Genomic DNA, 20,070 nt, shown 5'->3' with positions numbered 1-20,070 from the left:
ACCGGCGGCTCGTCGGCCGGCGGCGGCAAGAGCGGCTCGACTGTGGGAGCGGCCGGCTCCTCCGCGGGACATTCCAGCGACATGGGCATGGAAAAGGGCAAAGGCCACCACAAGGACGAGATGAAGAAGGACAAGGACTGACATCCCGGCCGGCGGAGCGGCAGCAATGCCGCTCCTTCGTCCTTCCTGAGGAGGACTGGCATGAACAGACCAATCGTTGCGATCGCAGTTTTGACTTTGATAAGCAGCGCCGCTGTGGGGGAAACCATGCAGAAAACCGGCAAGACCGCGTCCGGCGAGACCTGCCGGGTCACGGTGGAAAAACATCCCGACGGCAGCATCACCGCGCTGGGGTCATCGGGTTCGGGCACAACCGGCTCGACCTCATCGAGCGGCTCGCTCTCGAGCTCGAGCTCGGCCGGCGGATCGTCGGTGCACGTCCAGGCCGGTGGCGGCAACGTGTCGAGTTCGTCCTCGACGGCCGGCGGCCCCGGTTCGACCAGCGCGAGCACCGTCACAGTCAACGGCTGCACCATCTCGACATCGTCGCCATAGCAAAAGGATTTGACAGATGAGAATGTTGATCGCGACCTCGTCGGTCGCACTCCTGCTCGCCGCCGCCGCGCCGTTGTCGGCACAAACCAGCATGACCGGTGGCACCGGCGGTTCGGCTGCGGCCGGCGGCACCTCGGCCAGCACGCTCGGCACCGGCGGCACGTCGACGTCGGGCTCCGGACAGACCGGCTCGTCGATCGCAGCGGGCGGCAGCGCCGCGTCTGCCAACGGCAAGGCGCAGTCGGGCACCAGCATGAACAAGGGCAACGGTCTGGTGCTCAATTCCAATGCGCGCGCGCAGGCGCATGAGGGTGGCACGTTCAGCCGCTCCCACACCCGCACCAAAGTGAAGGCGGGCGAGGAGGTCGGGTCCACCACCAAGACCATGTCGCACGTGCCAGGCTCCAAGCCGACCATGTCGACAACATCGACGAACGTGCGCTGAACCATCCTCACGAGACTGCTGCCCGCGACTTGCGGGCAGTTTTTTTTGTGAGCAGGTTTTTTCTTTGTGAGCGGATCAACCGCCGCTCAGCGTACGGCTGACGCGGGTCACGAGCGCATCCCACTGCCGCTTCTCGGAAGCGGGGTAGTTGATCAACACGCAATGCACGTAGCGACGGCCAAAGTTGCAGCGGTCGTACCAGATCTTGCCGCCCCGGGTGCTGGACACCACGAAGAAGCGCGGCGTGATGCGCTTGTAGGTGATGCCGGGCGGCGGATTCTTTCGCGCCAGGAAAGCGGCCGGTGAGCTGCCGTCGTTCGGAACGGCCTGCACCGTCAAATCCGCGCGGCCGTCGCTGGTCCGGTACTGCATGCCATAACCGTCGGGTCGACCGGCTTGCTCGGTGAAGATCGACGAAGGGATGTCGACGTTGGTCCCGGTCTCGGGAATGCGATAGCCACTCCAGCTCTCCGCACCGGCGGCAACCGGCAAGCTACAGAGCATGACAAGGATGGTGGCGATCTTCTTCATCGTGTGGCCCGGTTTGCGCTCGACGGCCGATAACGTGGAGAAGCGCCGGACGTTCCTTTCCGCGACGTGAACGCGCGTTGGGCCCAAGCCGGATGATTGTGTCGAGCGCGCCCGCTAGCGAGCGCGTTTGCCCTTGTCCGTGGGCAAGGGGCAATTCGTGCAAACGCTGTCGTCGCACATGCGGCAGATCGTGAAGCGATCCATCTCGGACGTATCCTGCCGAGACAACAACTCATGGAGCAGCGTTTCGAGTCGTTTCGTTTCAGCCGGCGACAGCACATCCAGAAGCGACGCGACCGCCGATATTCGCGAGGTCATCAAGTCGTTGCGGGTTGCGGCGCCCTTCGCGGTCAGGTGCAGAGCAACCTCGCGGCCGTCCTGTCCGGGCCGACGTTCGACCAGCCGATCCGACACCAGACGGTCCACCAGCCGGACCGTTCCCGAATGCGACAGGCCAAGAATCCGCCGCAGCTTGTCGTTGGTCATGCCCTGGCCATAGCCGATGACGACCAGTGCCGCAGGCGTCTCGCCTCCGCGGCCGATGACCTCGCGCGCGCCCTGCTCGATCCGATCCATGACGGCGAGCGAAAGCGCCCCCAGCAAATTTGCGATTCCGTTTTCCATGAGCCGGACAATATGTGCGGAGCGCACAAAAAACAACTTGACGAATATGTGCGCTCCGCACATATTTCGATCGCGGTGCACGATGACATGGAGAATGACGATGAATACTGGGAGCGCGGCACGACAAGCGAATGCCCAAGCGAATACCAGAGGCATTGAACCCGCCTTGAAATACGTGCAGGCCAACGGCGTGCGCTTCGCCTATCTCGAGCAGGGCGACGGCCCCCTTGTCATGTTCCTGCACGGCTTTCCCGATAATGCCTGGTCGTATCGAAAGCAGCTGCAGGTCTTCGCGGATGCAGGGTATCGTGCGGTCGCGCCGTTCCTGCGCGGCTATGCACCGACCGAGATTCCGGCGGACGGAGTTTTCGATCCGATCGCACTGGGCAAGGATCTCGAAGCCCTCATCGCGGCGCTGAGCGACGACGGACAGGCACGCGTCGTCGGCATGGATTGGGGCGGCACCTCGACATTTCAGGCGCTGGCCACGGCGCCATCGGCGTTCAAGGCCGCGGTGGTCATGAACACCGCACATCCAATTACAATTTCGAGCATCAGACGGGATCCGGAGCTCGTTCGAGCCGTCTTCCATGTCTATTTCTTCCAGCTTCCCGGCGCCGAATCCGCGGTCAGTACCGAGGGACTTCCCTTCGTCGACTATCTCTGGAAGCTGTGGTCGCCGACATTCAACAATGCCGAGCACATCCGTTCAATCAAGGAGACGCTCAGCTCGCCCGGCACGATGGCCGCAGCGCTTAAATATTACGGAGGCCTGACCGATGCAGGGCTCGCGCGCCGGCTGCCGATCAATGACATGCACACGCCGACGCTGACGATCTATGGCAGCAACGATCCGACAGCGAGGTACTCGGTCAAGGAGGAGCCGCTGTTCAAGGGGCCGCACAAGCGGATTGTCCTGCCCGATGTCGGGCACTTCCCGCACCTCGAGCGTGAGGAAGAAGTCACCGGCCTGATCATGGACTGGTTCAAGACGCACGCGCCTGACTGAACGCAGAGGGCGGTCGCCCACAACATCCTTTGAGTTCTCTAATCCGGAGTACGCGCAATGGACGCCAAGACACAACAGCAATATGCCGAGACCTTTCATGCCCTTCACAGGAAGGGCGATCCGCTCATCCTGTTCAACGCCTGGGACGCCGCCACCGCCAAAGCCATCGCGAAGACCTCTCCGGCCATCGCGACCAGCAGCGGGGCGGTCGCCTCCGCACTTGGATACGCCGACGGAGAAAATGTCCCGCTCGACATGGTGACCGGCCTGGTGTCGCGGATGACCGCGGCCGTGTCGGTTCCAGTCTCAATCGATCTGGAGGCCGGATATGGCGACACCCCGGAGGCCGCCGCAAGATCGGCGACCGAGATTTTGAAAGCCGGCGCCGTCGGCATCAATATCGAGGACGGGCTATCGGGAGGAAAGCGGCAACTGGTCAATCCCGAACGCCATGCCGCCAAGATCAAGGCCGTGCGGGATGCCGCGAAAAATCTGGGAGTTCAGCTGTTCATCAATGCGAGAACGGATCCGTTCTTGCTGAAATTCGGATCGCCGGACGAGTGCATGAACGAAGCGGCGGGGCGAGCGAAGGTCTATGCCGAGGCCGGCGCCGACGGAATTTTCGTCCCCGGCCTCACCGACCTCGCTCTCATTGAAAAATTCGTTCATCTCACGTCTCTGCCAGTCAACATCATGGTGACACAAGGCGTTCCCGCACTTCCGGATCTGGCTCGCGTCGGCGTTCGGCGGGTGAGTCTTGGACCGTGGCCTATGATGGCAGCAATGCGGATGATCGGACAGGCCGCATCCGCGGTCGTCGCGACCAAGCAATACGGCACGTTCCTGCAACCGGATGCCTGAGCCCGGACATCACCCGCCGAAAGTCGCTTCTACGCCGACCGCTTCACTGCGGTCGCGCCGGCCGGTGCAATGTCGAGACGAGCCAGCATCGCCTGCGCCTGCTCGGCGCAGTGCTCGATCAACCAGCGCTCGAAGGCAACAGGCGCGAGTGCGGGTGCGTAGAGGAAGCCTTGCACCACGTCGCAGCCGAGTTCGGCCAGCACCTTGCGCTGCGCCTCAGTCTCGACCCCTTCGCCGACGACGGTCATGCCGAGGCCCTGGCCGACGCGCACCACGGCGGTGGCGATCGCGAGCGCGCCAGCGTCACGCTCGATGTCGCGCATGAAGCTGCGGTCGATCTTGAGCTCGCGGATCGGCAGATGGGCGAGCCGGCTCAGGCTGGAATAGCCGGTGCCGAAATCGTCCACGGAAAGCCCGACGCCGAGCTCCCGGATCGCGTTCATCGTCTCGAGCGCGGCGACGCTGTCCTGCATGAACGCGCCCTCCGTGATCTCGAGCATGAGCGCATCCGCCGGCAGATCGTATTCAGCGAGGATGTCCTTGAGCCGCGCGGCCAGCGTGACGTTGCGAAAATTGATCGGCGACAGGTTCACGGACACGGATGGAATCTCGAGCCCGGCGCGGCGCCAGCTCGCCATCTGCCGGCAGGCCTCGCGCACCGACCACAGGCCGATCTGCTCGATCAGGCCGCACTCTTCGGCGAGCGGGATGAATTTTGCCGGCGAGACGTCGCCGAGCTCGGCATCATGCCAGCGCGCCAGCGCCTCGACGCCATGGATCGCGCCGTCGCAGCTGCGAATCTGCGGCTGATAGCTGAGGGTCAGCTCGCCCTCGGCGATGGCGCGGCGCAGCGCCGCAATCAAGGCCAGCCGCTGCTCGGTGAGCCCGTTCATCTCGGCGCTGAACAGGCGATGGGTCGAACGTCCCGCCTGCTTGGCCATGTACATGGCCGCGTCCGCCTGCTGCATCAGAGTGTCGATGTCGGTCGCATGATCGGGATAGAGGCTGACGCCGATGCTCGCCGACATCTGCAGCTGCCTGGAGCCGAGCCGCAGCGGCGCCGCCAGCGCTTCGGTGATTCCGGCCGCGACGCGCTCGGCACCCTCGGCGTTGCGACGCGGCAGCAGGATCACGAACTCGTCGCCGCCGAGTCGCCCCAGCATGTCCTCGGGTCCGATCTGCTCGCGCAGGCGCTGCGCCAGCTGGATCAGGAGCTCATCGCCGGCGGCATGACCGAGCGTGTCGTTGACGTCCTTGAAATGATCGACGTCGAGGAAGGCCAGCGCGACGTGGCTGCCGGTCGGGCAGGCATCGATGGCGGTGGTGATCAGGCGCCGCAATTGCGCGCGGTTCGGCAGGCCGGTGAGGATATCGTGATAGGCGAGCCGTGCGATCTCGGCGCGCGCCTCCTTGCGCTCGATCGCGAAGGCGCCGAGATTGACGCAGGCCTCGACGATGCGCCGATGCCAATTGCTCGGCGCGCGCGGCTCCCGGTAGTAGAAGGCGAAGGTGGCGATGACCCGTCCGTCCTTGGCCTTGACCGGCGTCGACCAGCATGCGCGCAGGCCAATCGCGAGCGGCATCGCCTTGTAGGGCTGCCAGCGCGGGTCGGTCTCCAGATCGGTCGCCAGCACCGGCTCGCCGTAGAAGGCCGCGGTTCCACACGAGCCGACATTGGGGCCGATGGCCACGCCGTCCAGCGCGCGGGAATAGTCCTCGGGCAGGCTTGGGCCGCCGAGCGGATGGATCAGGCCCGCGGCATCGATGTGCAGCAGCGAACAGACGACGTCGGGCGCCATCTGCTCGACACGGCGGCACAGCCGGTCGGCGATCTCGCCGATCGGGACCTCGTCGGCGAGCGCGCCCATGATGAGCTGCTGCAGCGAGCGCAGCTGCTTGGTCTCGGTGATGTCCTCGAGCAGCGCGAAGAAGTGCTTGACCTGGCCCTTCTTGTCGCGGAAGGCATCGATGCGGGCGCAGACCCAGATCTCCTCGCCGTCCTTGTCATAGGCGAGCATCTCGACCTCGCCGCGGTGGCCGCCATCCATCAGGCGCTTGACGAGCTTCGCAACGGCCTTGCGACCGGTGTGGCGGCCCGCGAGCAGGCCCCTGGCGCGGCGGCCCTCGGCTTCCTCGCTGGTGTAGCCGAACAGCGTCGTGAAGGCGGCATTGACGTAGACAATGTTCTGGTCGGTATCGGTGATGAGCACCGCACGGTTGGTCTGGTCGGAGACGGCGTGGAGAAGCCCGATCCTGCTGCGGCGCTCGGCGTCCGCTGTGACGTCGCGCGCGAACACGATGCGATAGGCAATGCCGCCACTTGCAATGGATGAAAGCGAGATGGCCGCGCGGATCCGGCTGCCGTCACGGCGCACCAGGCTGATCTCGTCCCGGAACTCCGCAAACGGTTCGGCCTGAAGGCATTTGAGGGTGAGAGTTTCGGCGTCGCGGCCGAGCACATCAGCGCGTGCGAGATTCCAGATCCGCTCTGCACCGGCATTGAAATGCGTGATGCGACGCGCGCTGTCGACGACGACGATGCCCTCGTCGGCGCGTTCGAGCGCGGCCAACAGCACTTCCGGAGTTTCTGTCATGGCACAATCGGAGGCGGACATCGCTAGACCCGGAGGCATCGGGAAGATACAGCAACCGAGGCTAGTGCCGCGATGGTGTCCAAGACGTTTTTGGAGCCCGGTCGCGCCGCGCCAAGACGCGACATGCTTAATGTTCCGCAAAAGAAGCGAGGGTAATCCGCTGCGTACGGAACCTATTCGGCGCCTGCGTCCACCTGAAGCTTCCCGGCGACGGCGCGCACCTTGCGCGGCGCAGCTTGCCAGATCGAAAGCGCCGACAGCCCGCTTACGATGATGGCAACGCCAAAAGCGAGCGTGTAGTCGCCGACCCGATCGTAAAGCAAGCCGGTGACCCAGGGACCGGCGGCGCCGCCGGCCAATGCCGCCAGCATGATCGTGCCGAAAATGCTGCCCTGGTGCTTGCCCTGAAAAATCTCGAACACCACTGCGCCCATGATCGAGGTCAGGCCGTAGCCGAGCGCGCCTTGCGTGAACACCATGAGATAGACCAGCCACAATGACGGTTGGAATTTCAGGGCCATCAGCGCCGCGAAAGAGATCGCAAAACCCGCGCAGCTGATCGCCCACACCCATTCCCGCCCGATCCGGTCGGAGACATGGCCGAGCAGGATCTGGCCGGGAATGCCGAGCAGGCTGACGATGCCGAGCGCCCACACCGCGACACCCGGGCTGAAGCCGATGTCGAGCAGGAATTTGGTCTGGTGCACCTGCACCGCGTACCAGATGTAGAGGCCGCAGAAATAGCCGAGCGCGATCCACCAGAACCGCGTCGTGGCGACCGCTTTCCGGAGTGTCCATTCGGTCCCGGCCCAGACGGGATCGACGATGTTGGAGACGGGTTTTGCGGCACCCGCGACCGGCGCGGCATCGCCGTCAGGCCGCAGGCCAATATCCTCGGGGCGCCTGTGCAGGAACAGATTGATCGGCGCCAGCACGATCAGGATCATCAGGCCCATCGCCGTGCAGGCGGTGCGCCAGCCGGTCCCTTCGATCATGTGCTGCACCCACGGCAGCAGCGTCACCGAGCCGATGCCGACCCCGGCGAAGGCGATGCCGATGGCGAGGCCGCGGGTGCGGATGAACCAGTTCGGCAGGAACAGCGACTGGCCGGAATAACCGAGACACACCGAGCCGGCGCCAACCATGACGCCGATGGTGACGTAGAGATGCCATGGCTGACTCGTGAGCGGCGCGAGCAGCAGCCCGCCACCCATCAGAACCACGCCGAGCTCCATCACCGCGCGCGGGCCGGCGCGATCCATCAGCCGGCCGATCAGCGGGCTGACCATGCCCGACACCACGAAGCCGAAGGAAAATGCGCCCGCGGTGACGCCGCGCTCCCAGCCGAATTCAGAGATGATGGGAGGAAAGAACAGCGAGAAGGCGGTGCGAGCGTTGACGCCGATGGCCATGGTGACGAAGGTCACCGCGACCACGACCCAGCCGTAGAAGAACGGAAGCCGCATTGTGTGTTTCATCCCTGGACGGTCCTTCCGACCATCCGGGGCTGCCCGGGTCAAGCGCTTTTCGCGCATGCCCCATTGAGCGATCCTTGGGCGGCCGCCCTCAGGCGGCGTCGCGTTGGGGCGGTTTGGCGGCCGCGTCGAACAGAATCCGTTCGATTGGGTGCGGGCGGCCGAACAGATAGCCTTGCGCGAAATTGACGCCGAGCGCCTTCAGCCGTTCGTATTCCTCGCGGGTCTCTACGCCTTCGGCGGTGACCGACATGTCCAGCCCGCGCGCCAGCGTCACGATCGAGGAGATGATGGCGGAGCTGCGCGGCTGATGCGTGAGGTTGCGGATGAACGACTTGTCGATCTTGATCTTGTCGAACGGGAACGCGGTCAGATAGCTGAGCGACGAATAGCCGGTGCCGAAATCGTCGAGTGCGAGCGCGATGCCGATGCTCTTCAGCCGTTCCATGAAGGCGTGGTTCTCGACGCCGCGTTCCAGCAGAACGGATTCCGTGATCTCGATCTCCAGCCGCCGGGGCGGCAACCCGGAATCGGCGAGCGCCGCGCTGATCATCTCGAACAGCTCGGCCTCCTTGAACTGGATCGGCGACAGGTTGACTGCAACCGCAAGGTCGGACGGCCAGCCGGCCGCGTCCGCGCAGGCGCGTCGCAGCACGAACTCGCCGAGCGGCACGATCAGCCCGGTCTCCTCCGCAAGCGGGATGAACTGGTCCGGCGGAATCAAGCCGCGCGTCGGATGCCGCCAGCGCACCAACGCCTCAAAGCCGCGCCGCGCGCCGCTGAGGGCGTCGACAAACGACTGGTAGTGCACCTCGAGCTGGCACCGCGCGATGGCGTCGCGCAAATCGCCTTCCAGCGTACTGCGCGCCTCGAGCTCGGCCGACATCGCCTTGTCGTAGATGGTAAAGCAGTTGCGGCCCGATGATTTCGAGCGGTACAGCGCAAGGTCGGCCTTCTTCAGCAGCTGCTCCTGATCGGTGCCGTGATCGGGCGCGATCGCAATGCCGATGCTGGTGCCGATCTCGACGCGATGCCCGGGAAGAAGGAACGGCTCGGCGACGAGCTTGGCGATCCGCCCCGCCAGTTCGGTCGAGCAGACGCGCTGATCCTCGCAAGCTTCCTGGATGATGGCGAATTCGTCACCGCCGAGCCGGGCCAGCACGTCGCCGGCGCGCAGCGCGGATTTCAGCCGCTGTGCGACCTGACGCAGCAGCGCATCGCCCGCACCGTGACCGAGCGAGTCGTTGACGTTCTTGAAGCGGTCGAGGTCGAGCATCAGGATCGAGAAGGTCGGACCGGCGTCCATCAAACGACCATTGAGCTCGTCGAGCCGGGCGAGGAAGAAGGCGCGGTTCGGCAATCCGGTCAGGGTGTCGGTCTGGGCGAGTTCGAGCACCCGCCGGTTCGCCAGCGACAGCCGCTGCGAATTGCGGCTCGCGAGCATGAGATAGGTCGAAAGCGACAGCGTCAGCAGCATGCCGACGATCAGCACCGCGCCCGCGCGATCGTAAGTCGTCTCCAGCGGACCCCCGGCAGCCGGAACCGCCCGCACTTGCCAATCCATGCCGCCGATCTTGAGATTGCCCGACCAGTGCAGGGTCTGCGCGACGTCCCGCATCGACTGCGGCGCCGTCGCGGCCGACGAATAATCCGGCAGCATGGCCTCCAGGCCGACGATCTGCGCCGCAAACGGCGGATAGACGTTGACGCTGACCGCGGGGCTTGCCCCGGTGGTCGCGCGAATGGACTGGATCAGCAGCGGCAGGTCGAAGACGCCGACGACGAAGCCGGCGAGATTGCGGCGCCGGTCCACGACGGTCTCGCGCGATGTTCCCTTGGCGTAGACCGGAATGGCGACGAGTACGTCGGGCAACCGGCCGCCCGCCTTCGGCTCGTAGAGGCGGGTGCGAATGGCCGAGACGTGGTCGGTGTCGCGTGCGCGCTCGAGGATCGCGCGGCGCTCCGGAATGGTCGCGTAGTCCATGCCGTAGACCGGAGAGGTCTTCGGCTGGGTCGAGTAGAGCACCGGAAAATATTCGTCGCTCTGCGGCGCGGTCGCGAACGCATCGCCCTGGAGCGACTTGATGCGATAGCCGGACACGCCGTCAGTGATCGCCGCGGCCTCGTATTCGGCGCGCTCCTTGCGGTTCACGCGCGGCACCCAGGAGATGCGCAGCATGCCGGGATGGCGCTCGAACAGGCGGGCGCTGAAGGTCTCGAATTCGCTGCGGGTGATCTCCTGGTTGGTCGATTCGAACAGCGTGCGCAACGCGACGAGCCTGGAGATGTACTCGCCCATGCCGTTCTGCATGACGATCACTTCGGTCTCGGCCGCGTTTTCGAACTCGATCTTGTTGACGCGGCCTTCCCATCGCGCCACAGCGGCCGCACCCGCGACCGAGAACAGAAGACCAACGCCGACTGCGACGAGTGCAGGGCGATAGAGCCCGAGCAGCGGCGCGGCACGCCACCATCCGGTCATACGTCCCCGATCCTGATCGTTCTGATCCCGACCGCCCATTCCAGAAACCGCCGTCCCCTCTCCCGGCCAACCGAACCTCTGGTTGAGCCGCCGGAGCCACTATCGGAACAGGACCCCGGTTAAGAACTGCACAATTTCGGAACGCGGCTTTTCTGCATCAGCCGGCTTAGTTAATGAAGTGCAGGATGATGCGGGCTTTGTCGAAATAAGTTGCCGGTTTTCCCCGGAGTAGTACGGAGCCGCCGGTACATCGGCGATTCATCCTGCGGCGATAGCTTTACCCGAAACCACTCCCCGCACCCGTAGACTTTTTGATGTATCGATCTCGATCTGCGACATTCATCGTGATCACCGTCGCGCTCCTGGCAGCAACCATGCTGCCGGCAAAAGCCGACGAGATCGGCGTCAGCGAGGATGCGATCCTGTTCGGCCAGGCCGCAGCCCTCGAGGGTCCCTCCTCCACACTCGGACAGCGGATGCGGCAGGGCATCGTCGCAGCTTTCACCGAGATCAACGCCAAAGGCGGCGTCCATGGCCGCAAGCTCCAGCTCATCAGCCGCGACGACGGCTACGATCCCGACCGCTCGGTGGCGCAGACGCTGCGGCTGATCGAGGACGACAAGGTGTTCGCGCTGATCGGCGCGGTGGGCACGCCGACCGCGATGGCGACGATACCGATCACCAGCGCCAGGAACGTGCCCTTCATCGGTCCGTTCAGCGGCGCCGAATTCTTGCGCGACCTCGAGCTTGCGAACGTGGTCAACATCCGTGCGAGCTATGCCGCCGAGGCCGAGGCGTGGGTCAAGCACCTCACGGAGGATCGCCATTTCACCCGCATCGCCATTTTCTACCAGGACGATTCCTTCGGGCGCGACGGTCTTTCCGGCGTGAAGCGCGCGCTTGCCAAACGCGGTCTCGAGCTCGCCGCCGAAGGCACCTTCGAGCGCAACACCCGCGCCGTCGCGTCGGCTTGGCGCACGATCAAGCGCGTCGAACCCGAGGCGATCGTCATGGTCGGGACCTACGGTCCCTGCGCGGAGTTCATCAAGCTCGCGCACCGCAGCGGTGCTCGTCCGACCTTCGTCAACATCTCCTTCGTCGGCGCCGTGGCGCTCGCCCGGGAGCTCGGCCCCGAGGGCGAAGGCGTCGTCGTCACCCAGGTCGTGCCGTTTCCCTGGGACCGCTCGCTCAAGCTGGTCGCCGACTACCAGGCGGCGCAGACGGCGTTCGACCCGGCGCTGACACCGGACTTCGTGTCGCTCGAAGGCTATCTCACCGGCCGCCTCGCCGCCGCGGCGCTGGAACAAGCCGGGCCGCAACCGACGCGCGCGAACCTGCTGCGCGCCATCAACGATGTCGGCCGCTTCGACATCAGCGGCAGCACCGTCACCGTCGGCATGCGCATGCTCGACGCGCCGCCGACGGTGTTTTTGACGGTGATCCAGAAGGACGGGACGTTCAAAGCAGTGGACCGGCTGTAGAGCCGGATCAGGGCCGACGCGTCCAGCGGTCGGCGTTGACGGCGCCTTGCGGGATCTCGCCTTTGACGATCGCCTCGACCTGGCGCACGGTTTCCAGCGACTGGTATTCGATCGCCTGCGGCGTCAGGCCGCCGACATGCGGTGTCGCGATGACGTTGGGAAGCTTCGCAAGCTCCGGGCTTGGCATCTGGTCGGGCGCGCGGCCGACATCCATCGCGGCACCCGCGATACGATTCTCGAGCAGCGCCTTCGCCAGCGCCGCCTCGTCGACGAGATTGCCGCGCGAGAGATTGATGAAAACGGCATGTTTCTGCATCCGCGCCAGTGCCGCCCCCCCGATCAAGTTCTCGGTCTGCTCATTGGCGATGGCAAGGCAGACGACATAGTCGGACGCGGCGAGGAGCTCATCGAGGCTGACCTGCCGGATGGCGCTGTCGCTCACGGTCGCAAAGGGATCTGCGACCAGCACCTCCATGCGCATCACCTTGGCAATGTCGGCGAGATAGCGCCCGATGCTGCCATAGCCGATGATGCCGATCTTGCTGCCGGCGAGCTGCCGTCCCATCCGCGCTTCCGGCTTGCGGCCTGCCTGGTAGTCGGCCGTCGCCGGGGATACGCCGCGGGAGAGATCGACCATGAAGCCGAGCGCGAGCTCGGCAACGGCTTGCACGAAGCCAGGCCCGGCGCGGGTCACGAGCACGCCGGCCTTCGAGGCGGCCTCGACATCGACGTTGCGGATGTCGACGGCGCAGCGGACGAAGGCGCGCAGGCGCGGCAGTTGCGCAAAAATCTCGCCGCGTCCCTCAGTCATGCGATCGGCCACGATGATGTCGACATCTTGCGCAGCACGCACGAGGCTGGTTGAGACCAGCGTCTCATCGCTCTCGTGCAGGATCACCTCGGCGGTCGCGCGCAAACCGTTCAGGCTGCGATCGCCATAGTAATTGCGGCGCATCTCCGGCGTGTGGGCCAGCAGGACTTTCACGGCAAGACTCCTTCAGTAGCCGAACGCGCGCGGCAACGCCGTGCTGAGCCATGGCACGAACGCGATCACAAGCAGGCAAAGGAACAACAGGCCAAGATAGCCCATGATCGGCTTCACCGTCTGCTCGATCGGCACATTGCCGATCAGGCAGGCGCCGTAGAGCCCGAGCCCGAGCGGCGGCGCGAACAGGCCGATGCCCATCGCGATCACGAGCACCACGCCGAAATGCAGGGGATCAATGCCGAGCTGGACGGCCACCGGCAGCAGCAACGGCCCGAAGATGATCAGCGCGGCCGCGCCCTCCAGCACCGAGCCCATCACGATCAACACGCCGATTGCGAGCAGGATGAACAGCCAGGTGCCGCTGGTCTTGGACAATCCCAGCATGAAATCGCCGACCGCATGCGGCACCTGCTGGAGGGTCAGCGTGAACGCCAGCGATTGCGCTGCGGCAACGATGAACAGCACGAGCCCCGCGCGCGTCGCGCCCTGGACGAAGCTGTGCGCGGCCGATGTGAAGCTGAGCTCGCGGAACACCACACTGCCGACGACGAGTGCATAAACCACGGCAAAGGCCGAGATTTCCGTGGCGGTTGCAAAGCCGCTCTTAAAGCCGAAGAAGATCATGAAGATCAGGCCGAACGAGGCGATCGCGCCGCTCCACAGGCCCGACACCGGCATCTGCGGCGCGATGTCCTCGGCATCAGTTGGCGTCTCAGTTGGAGTCTTGCCGAAGATGATGGAGACCGCGATCAAGGCCAGCGCCATCAGCGCCGCCGGTAGCAGCCCTGCGACGAACAGGCCGCCGATCGACAAATTCGCGACGAAGCCCAGGATGATCAGGTTGATGCAGGGCGGAATGGTCTCCGCCATCACCGCGGAGGCCGCGAGCAGCGCCACGGCGCCGCCCGGATTCTGCTTGGAGCGGCGCGCGGCCGGAATCAGCACGGAGCCGACCGCCGCGACGTCGGCCATCTTCGAGCCCGAGATGCCGGAGAACAGCACCATCGAGGCCACCATCACGACGTTGAGGCCGCCGCGCATGCGGCCGACCCCGCGCTGCAACAGCTCGATCAGCCGCACCGACATGCCGTTGGCTTCCATGAGGTAGCCGACGAGGATGAAGAAGGGAATCGCGAGCAGCACGAAATTGTCGATGCCACGCGCCATCTGCTGGGCGAAGATCACGCCGGGCAGCGCGCCCTCGACCCAGATGAAGATCAGCGCGGCCAGCGCCAGCGCGAAGCCGATCGGCAAGCCGCCGACCAGCGTCGCGAAGAAACCGATCAGCATCAGCGTTCCCGCCGACGGCACCGTGGCGGGCGACAGATAATCCCATACGAGATAGAGGCCGGTCACGACGGCAATCGCGACGAGGCCTCTGGCGATATCAGGGAGCGGCCTGGCGCAGAGCTGGTCGATCGCGAACACCGTCATGAACAGCGCGCCGGCGCCCATCGGGTAGAAGGTCAGCTCCAGCGGCAAGCCGGATCCGGTGGTCTGGCCCGCCGTCAGCGAGCCGAGCTTGATGGCGTTGTAGGCGACGTAGCCCGAGATCAGCACCACCAGCAGCGCACTCGCGGCGTCAACCAGCGCGCGCAGCCGTACCGCAGCCATGTCGCGGAAGAACGAGACGCCGACATTCTCGCCGCGCGCGAGCGCACTCGCCGCGCCGAAGAAGGCCGAGCCGACCATCAGGCCGCGCGCGACGTCGTCGGACCACTCCACCGGCGCGTTGAAGCAGAAGCGCAGCAGCACGGAACCGCAGACGACGACGAGATCCGCGGCCAGCAGAATGGCCGCGATCGCGTCGCTGACGCGAAGCAGCAGGGCGATGCTCCCGTGGCGGCCGCCCGAGAGAGGTACGGCAGCTGTCATTGCCACGTCAGGCCTGCGTGGCGCGGATGATGTCGATGACGGCCTTGGAGTCCGTCCGCGCCTTCATGAAGTTCTCGATCTGCGGCGCGACGCGCTTCTTGAACGCCTCGCGGTCGCATTCGGCCACCGTCACGCCCTTCTCGGCCAAAGCCGACAGCGCCTCCTTCTCGACCGCGAGCCCGTGGGTGCGCGTGTCGGCCGCAGCCTTCTTCGCGGCGTCGAGGAAACCCTCGCGCAGCTTCGGATCCATGCGATTGTAGGTCGTGTCGCTGAAATAGATCGCGAGCGGCGAGAAATTGTGCTGCGTCAGTGAATAGAATTTCGCCGTTTCGAAGAACTTGCTCGCCAGGATGGTCGGCGGATCGTGCTCCAGCCCATCGAGCACGCCGGCCTGCAATGCCGTGTAGATTTCGCCAAAGGCCAGCGGCGTCGCGGCGGCGCCCATCAGGCGCAGGCATTCCGTGATGACGGGATTCGGCAGGGTACGGATCTTGAGACCCGCGAGATCTTCCGGCGTCTTCACCGGCTTCCGCGCCAGCACGCTGCGCGAGCCGAAATTATAGGCCCAGGCGATGATGCGGATGTTGCTGCCCTTGAGCAGCGCGTCCTCGATCGGCTTGGCGGCGCCCGAATCGAACGCTTTGGTCTGCTGCGGGAAGCTCGAGAACAGGAAGCCGAGATCGAAGGTCCCGACCAGCGGCACCAGATTGGCCGAGATCGACGAGCCCGAGACCATGAGATCGATGACGCCGAGCTTCACCGAGTTGATGACGTCGATTTCCTGACCCAATTGGTTGTCGGGAAAGAACGCGACCTCGACCTGTTCACCGAGGCCGTTCGCCTTCAGGTTTTTCACGAGATTGTCGTAATAGACGCGGCCGTTGGCGAATTTGGGATCGTTCGGCAGCGAGGAGGAGCATTTCAGCTTCAAGGTCGCGGCTTCGGCGCGGCCGATGAGTGCGGGGGAGAACACGAGGCCGGCGGCAAGTCCCGTCGACGATTTGATGAACGCGCGACGGTTCACGGGCACGATGGACATAGCGGTTTCTCCCCAATTATTATTTTTCGAGCGACGGTCGTTGCCGCAGCCAGTTGCGCGGACTGTATGGCCAAAGCGACGGCGCAGGCAAGGCTTGCGGCCGGTGGTCGCAAAGCGGCGCGTCGCGAAGATCGACGGCATCCGCGCGCGGCGAAACAATCGTGTTTTTTGCGGGATTCTCGCTTAGACCGGCATCGGGTCCATTGTGCGAGAGGATGCTTTCGCGCGCGGCATCGCAATCAATCTAATTGGCGCATGGATCAATGCGCAATTCACATGGATGGCGCCAGAACGATGCCGCACTGGCTCTGGCAGACCTCCTGCCCCATTTTGCCGCAGCTCAACGTGATCCACTGCACAGACAGACGCATGGCGGCCATCTAGAAAAGGTGACATCATCGCGCGCATTGCCGATGGAGGTGACACCATGCGCCGTCCAGTTCTTCGCAATTTGTTTCTTGGATCCGCTCTTCTCGCGCTCACGCAATTGACGACGCCCACGGATGCGGCGGCCGAAGCGCGGCTCGCACTCGTGATCGGTCAATCGGCCTATCGCACCGTGCCGGAACTGCCCAACGCAGCCAACGACGCCAAGGGCATGACGGAGCTGCTCGGCAATGCCGGCTTCACCGTCACCACGGCATCCAATCTGGCGCAGAACGACATGCGTCAGGCGATCTCGGATTTCGCCGGCAAGGTCAGCGCCAGCGGCGCCGACACCGTCGCGCTGGTGTTCTATGCCGGCCACGGCCTCCAGATCGACGGCGAGAACTATCTCGTTCCCGTCGATCTCGACCCCAAGCGCGAAGCCGACATTCCGCTGCAGGGTGTGCGGCTCAACGATTTGCTCAACACGCTCGGCGCGCTGCCGACACGAGCCCGCATCTTCATGCTCGATGCCTGCCGCAACAACCCGTTCCCGGCGCTCAGCGGCGCCGGCCACGGGCTTGCAATCGTCGACACCAAGGCCGGCGCGCCGGGCTCCTTCATTTCCTATTCGACCTCGCCGGGCTCCGAAGCCGAGGATGGCTCCGGCATCGACAGCCCCTACACCACCGCGGCGCTGACCGTCGCCAAGCAGCCCAATCTGCCGATCGAGGAAGTGTTCAAGCGCATTCGCGTCGCCGTGGCGCAATCGACCGACGGACGCCAGATCCCCTGGGAAAGCTCGTCGCTGACGACCGACTTCAAGTTCTTCGGCGGCGACGGCAGCGGCAGTCAGGCTGCGCTTCCTGGCGCATCCTCCATGGCACTTGCGAGCGGCACGCGCAGCCTCGAGGACTGGCGCAAGGATTTGCAGGGCAAGCCGGCCATGGTCGCCTATGAGATGGTGATCACCGACGACACCGTGCCGGCGTATCAGGCCTATATCGAGTTGTACGCCCAGGATACCCGTACCCCGCGCCTGCGCACGATCGTGGAGCGCCGGCGCCAGATGCTGGCGTGGGAGCGCGCCACCGCGATCAACACCCGCGCCTCGTTCGAGGCTTATCTGACGAACTGGGACAACAGCGATCTGGCTGCGACCGCACGCCGGCTGCTGCTCCGCGTGCAGAACCGCAACTACGTCTTGCCTGCTGTGGTCGCGGCCGCTCCTGCCCCGGTCGCCGTCGCAATGGCCCCGACCTGCCCGTGCTCGACGCCCACACCGCCGGCTTCGCCGGTCAACCCGGCGGTCGCGCCCGTGATCAAGAAGCGCGTCGACGACACCCCGCCGAAGCGCAAGGTGGTCGACACGCCGCCCAGGCAACGCCGGCCGCCGCCTGATGAGGTGATCTACGAGCGCGCGCCGCCACCGGATCGCGGCCCGCCGCCAGGCGCCATCATGCAAGGCATTGGCATCGGTGTCGGGATCGGCATGGGAATGGGCGGCGGCCGCGGCGGCGATTATCACAACGACCGCGGCCGGTACTGAGACCCCACTCGCGAGATACGGAGGACAGATCTGTCCTCCGTCGACGGATGGAGATAAACTGCGTCTGCTGCTTCCCGATACGGAAATGCTGTAGTCTAACCGACTGACGCCAGGCTTTCCGGGGACTCCACATCGATGCCGCACGACGCTCGCGCCAAGCCAGCTTGGCCGCTGTTTCGCTCACTCGCGTCCTATTCGCTGCCGGGCGATTTGATGGCCGGCCTGACGCTCGCGGCGATCGCGATTCCCGAGCAGATGGCCACGGCGCGGCTCGGCGGCTTCGCGCCGCAAATCGGCTTCTTCGCCTTCATGGCGGGATCGCTCGGCTTTGCGATGCTCGGCCGCAACCGCTTCCTGTCCTGCGGCGCCGATTCCACGATCACGCCGATCTTCGCCGGCGGACTGGCGGCGCTGGCTGCCGCCGGCTCGCCTGAGTATCAGGGCCTCGCAATCGCGCTGGCGTTGATGGTCGGTGCGATGATGCTGGCGGGCGGCGCCTTCCGCCTTGGCGGCATCGCCAATCTCTTGTCCGTGCCCGTCATGGTCGGCTTCCTCGCCGGCATCTCCGTCCACATCATCGTGTCGCAATTGCCGGGCGTGCTGGGCCTGGACTCGCCGGGCGGACCGACGCTCGATCGCATCGGTGTGCTCGCAAGCGAGCTCGGCCGCAGCAATCCCTTCACGTTGTGCATCGGCTTCGGCGTGCTTGCCGTGGTCTTCGTCGCTGAGAAGATCAGCGCAAAAATTCCGGGCGCACTGATCGGGCTCGTCGCCGCGACCCTGGCCACGATCGCGCTCGGCCTCGAGAACAAGGGCGTCAATGTCGTAGGCCTCGTGCCGGGCACGCTGCCGCGGCCGACCTTCCCCGAGCTTGCACCGGAGCAATGGGTCCGCCTCGTGCCGCTCGCGTTTGTCATCACGGTCGTGGTGATGGTGCAGACCGCGGCGACGACGCGCTCGTTCCCGTCCGATCCCGACAAGCCGGCCGATGTCGATCGCGATTTTCTCGGCGTGGGTGCCGGCAGCGCGCTGTCGGGCCTGTTCGGCGCGTTTCCGGTCAATGCCAGCCCGCCGCGGACGGGCATTGTCGCCGAGACCGGCGGACAATCGCAGCTCGCGGGTCTCGCCGCGGCGACAATCGTACTGGCGCTGCTCGCGTTTGGAACGGGATTGCTGCAGCACGTTCCGGACGCAGCCCTCGGCGGCATCCTGCTGTTCGTCGCGCTGCGCATCATCCGCGTGAAGCAGATCGTCACGATCTATCGCCAATCCCCGAGCGAATTCCTGCTGATCGCCGCCACCGCCGCGCTGATCATCGTGCTGCCGATCCAGCAGGGTGCGTTCCTCGGCATCGTGCTGTCGCTGCTGCACGGCATCTGGAGCACGACGCGCGCGCGGCTCGTCGAGTTCGAGCGCGTGCCGGGCACCACGATCTGGTGGCCGGCGCATCCGCACATCGCCGGCGAGCGCATCGCCGGAGTCGCCGTGATCGGGCTGCAGGCGCCGCTGTCGTTCCTCAACGCGCCCGGCTTTCGCAGCGACGTGACCAAGGTGCTCGGCGCGACGCCTCCGCAGCTGCTGGTGCTGGAGGCGAGCGGCATGGTCGAGATCGACTTCACCGCCGCGCAGATCCTGCTCGATGTGTTCAGGGCGTGCAGCGAACAGGGTGTCACGGTCGCGCTGGCCCGGCTGGAATCGGTGCGCGCGCAGGACGCATTCGAGCGGTTCAAACTGTTCGAGGCCCTGCCCCGGGAAAACGTCTTCCACAGTGTCGACGAGGCCGTGCGCAGGCTGGCGAAATAACTGCGCTCACTGCGCCAATGTCGGATGATCCCGCTGGATCGTTTCGCGGATCCAGCTGGCATGGATCGCGCGAAACAGGATTTGCGCCGTCTTGAGGTCGTTCGCCTTCATGCAGAGATCGACGATGCGACGGACTGCGTCGTCGCGCATCAGTCCGTCCGCGATCTTCATCGCGATTTCCATCGCGACCTTCGCCGCGCGCTCGTAGCGCTCGCTGTCGCGCTTGTCGCTGCGCGCAGACCCTGCCGCGCTCGCCGCAGCGGCGTCACAGATCGCACGGATGCGCTCGGCGGCCTCGATATCGCCGAGCGGCCGTTCGATCGCCTCGTCCCAGATGTCTTGACGCGTCTTGCGCGCGAACCACTGCATTGCCTGCTCCGTGGTGAGGGAGCG

Annotated in this window: 16 protein-coding genes; 7 read left to right on the top strand and 9 right to left on the bottom strand. The window is 65.3% G+C overall.

Going from position 1 to position 20,070, the window contains the following annotated elements:
- Positions 1-267: 267 nt before the first annotated feature.
- A complete protein-coding gene (locus tag IVB47_RS05905; protein ID WP_245287890.1) occupies positions 268-555 on the top strand; it encodes a hypothetical protein in 288 nt (95 codons plus the stop codon).
- A gap of 16 nt (positions 556-571) precedes the next feature.
- Positions 572-1,000 carry a hypothetical protein gene (locus IVB47_RS05900; protein ID WP_247460362.1) on the top strand — a complete coding sequence of 143 codons (429 nt, stop codon included), beginning with the start codon at positions 572-574 and terminating at the stop codon, positions 998-1,000.
- A 75-nt stretch (positions 1,001-1,075) separates the two neighbouring features.
- Here IVB47_RS05900 and IVB47_RS05895 read toward each other — a convergent pair whose 3' ends face one another.
- The gene (locus tag IVB47_RS05895) at positions 1,076-1,531 is read right to left on the bottom strand and encodes a hypothetical protein (RefSeq protein ID WP_247288052.1); all 456 of its coding nucleotides are present in this window, start codon (positions 1,529-1,531) and stop codon (positions 1,076-1,078) included.
- Between the two features lie 114 nt (positions 1,532-1,645).
- A complete protein-coding gene (locus tag IVB47_RS05890) occupies positions 1,646-2,311 on the bottom strand; it encodes a MarR family winged helix-turn-helix transcriptional regulator (RefSeq protein WP_247460360.1) in 666 nt (221 codons plus the stop codon).
- A 19-nt stretch (positions 2,312-2,330) separates the two neighbouring features.
- Here IVB47_RS05890 and IVB47_RS05885 point away from each other — a divergent pair, with 19 nt between their 5' ends.
- Together IVB47_RS05885 and IVB47_RS05880 are read left to right on the top strand one after the other, a co-directional pair.
- On the top strand, positions 2,331-3,164 hold the full coding sequence (locus tag IVB47_RS05885; protein WP_247359188.1) for an alpha/beta hydrolase: 834 nt from the start codon (positions 2,331-2,333) through the stop codon (positions 3,162-3,164).
- A 57-nt stretch (positions 3,165-3,221) separates the two neighbouring features.
- Positions 3,222-4,025: an isocitrate lyase/phosphoenolpyruvate mutase family protein gene (locus IVB47_RS05880; RefSeq protein WP_247460358.1), complete on the top strand. Its 804-nt coding sequence runs from the start codon at positions 3,222-3,224 to the stop codon at positions 4,023-4,025.
- A 29-nt stretch (positions 4,026-4,054) separates the two neighbouring features.
- Here the strand turns inward: IVB47_RS05880 and IVB47_RS05875 are convergent, their stop codons facing one another.
- From IVB47_RS05875 to IVB47_RS05865, 3 genes are all read right to left on the bottom strand, one after another.
- Positions 4,055-6,640, bottom strand: coding sequence for an EAL domain-containing protein (locus IVB47_RS05875; RefSeq protein ID WP_247460356.1), 2,586 nt, complete (start codon positions 6,638-6,640; stop codon positions 4,055-4,057).
- Positions 6,641-6,792: 152 nt separating this feature from the next.
- Complete coding sequence (locus IVB47_RS05870; protein WP_247460563.1) at positions 6,793-8,085, bottom strand: MFS transporter; 1,293 nt, start codon at positions 8,083-8,085, stop codon at positions 6,793-6,795.
- 100 nt (positions 8,086-8,185) lie between these two features.
- Positions 8,186-10,576, bottom strand: a complete 2,391-nt coding sequence (locus IVB47_RS05865; protein WP_247460354.1) for an EAL domain-containing protein — start codon at positions 10,574-10,576, stop codon at positions 8,186-8,188.
- A gap of 314 nt (positions 10,577-10,890) precedes the next feature.
- Between IVB47_RS05865 and IVB47_RS05860 the strand changes: the two genes are divergently transcribed.
- Positions 10,891-12,057, top strand: coding sequence for an ABC transporter substrate-binding protein (locus tag IVB47_RS05860; RefSeq protein WP_247288047.1), 1,167 nt, complete (start codon positions 10,891-10,893; stop codon positions 12,055-12,057).
- A gap of 7 nt (positions 12,058-12,064) precedes the next feature.
- Here IVB47_RS05860 and IVB47_RS05855 read toward each other — a convergent pair whose 3' ends face one another.
- From IVB47_RS05855 to IVB47_RS05845, 3 genes are read right to left on the bottom strand one after another with little or no spacing between them, the layout of a single operon-like run.
- Positions 12,065-13,042, bottom strand: coding sequence for a hydroxyacid dehydrogenase (locus tag IVB47_RS05855; protein WP_027570760.1), 978 nt, complete (start codon positions 13,040-13,042; stop codon positions 12,065-12,067).
- A 12-nt stretch (positions 13,043-13,054) separates the two neighbouring features.
- Positions 13,055-14,920: a TRAP transporter large permease subunit gene (locus IVB47_RS05850; RefSeq protein WP_247460352.1), complete on the bottom strand. Its 1,866-nt coding sequence runs from the start codon at positions 14,918-14,920 to the stop codon at positions 13,055-13,057.
- Positions 14,921-14,927: 7 nt separating this feature from the next.
- Positions 14,928-15,959, bottom strand: a complete 1,032-nt coding sequence (locus tag IVB47_RS05845) for a TRAP transporter substrate-binding protein (RefSeq protein WP_247460350.1) — start codon at positions 15,957-15,959, stop codon at positions 14,928-14,930.
- Between the two features lie 427 nt (positions 15,960-16,386).
- Between IVB47_RS05845 and IVB47_RS05840 the strand changes: the two genes are divergently transcribed.
- Complete coding sequence (locus IVB47_RS05840) at positions 16,387-17,874, top strand: caspase family protein (RefSeq protein WP_247401941.1); 1,488 nt, start codon at positions 16,387-16,389, stop codon at positions 17,872-17,874.
- A 135-nt stretch (positions 17,875-18,009) separates the two neighbouring features.
- Entirely contained in the window at positions 18,010-19,677 is a 1,668-nt protein-coding gene (locus IVB47_RS05835) for a SulP family inorganic anion transporter (RefSeq protein ID WP_247358748.1), read from the top strand.
- Between the two features lie 6 nt (positions 19,678-19,683).
- On the opposite strand, the gene IVB47_RS05830 is transcribed toward IVB47_RS05835, so the two are convergent.
- Positions 19,684-20,046: a hypothetical protein gene (locus IVB47_RS05830; RefSeq protein ID WP_247288041.1), complete on the bottom strand. Its 363-nt coding sequence runs from the start codon at positions 20,044-20,046 to the stop codon at positions 19,684-19,686.
- Between the last annotated feature and the right edge of the window lie 24 nt (positions 20,047-20,070).

It is taken from the genome of Bradyrhizobium sp. 62, assembly GCF_023073035.1.
In the GTDB taxonomy this organism is placed as follows: Bacteria; Pseudomonadota; Alphaproteobacteria; order Rhizobiales; family Xanthobacteraceae; genus Bradyrhizobium.
This window is presented reverse-complemented; position numbering and strand designations above follow the sequence as displayed.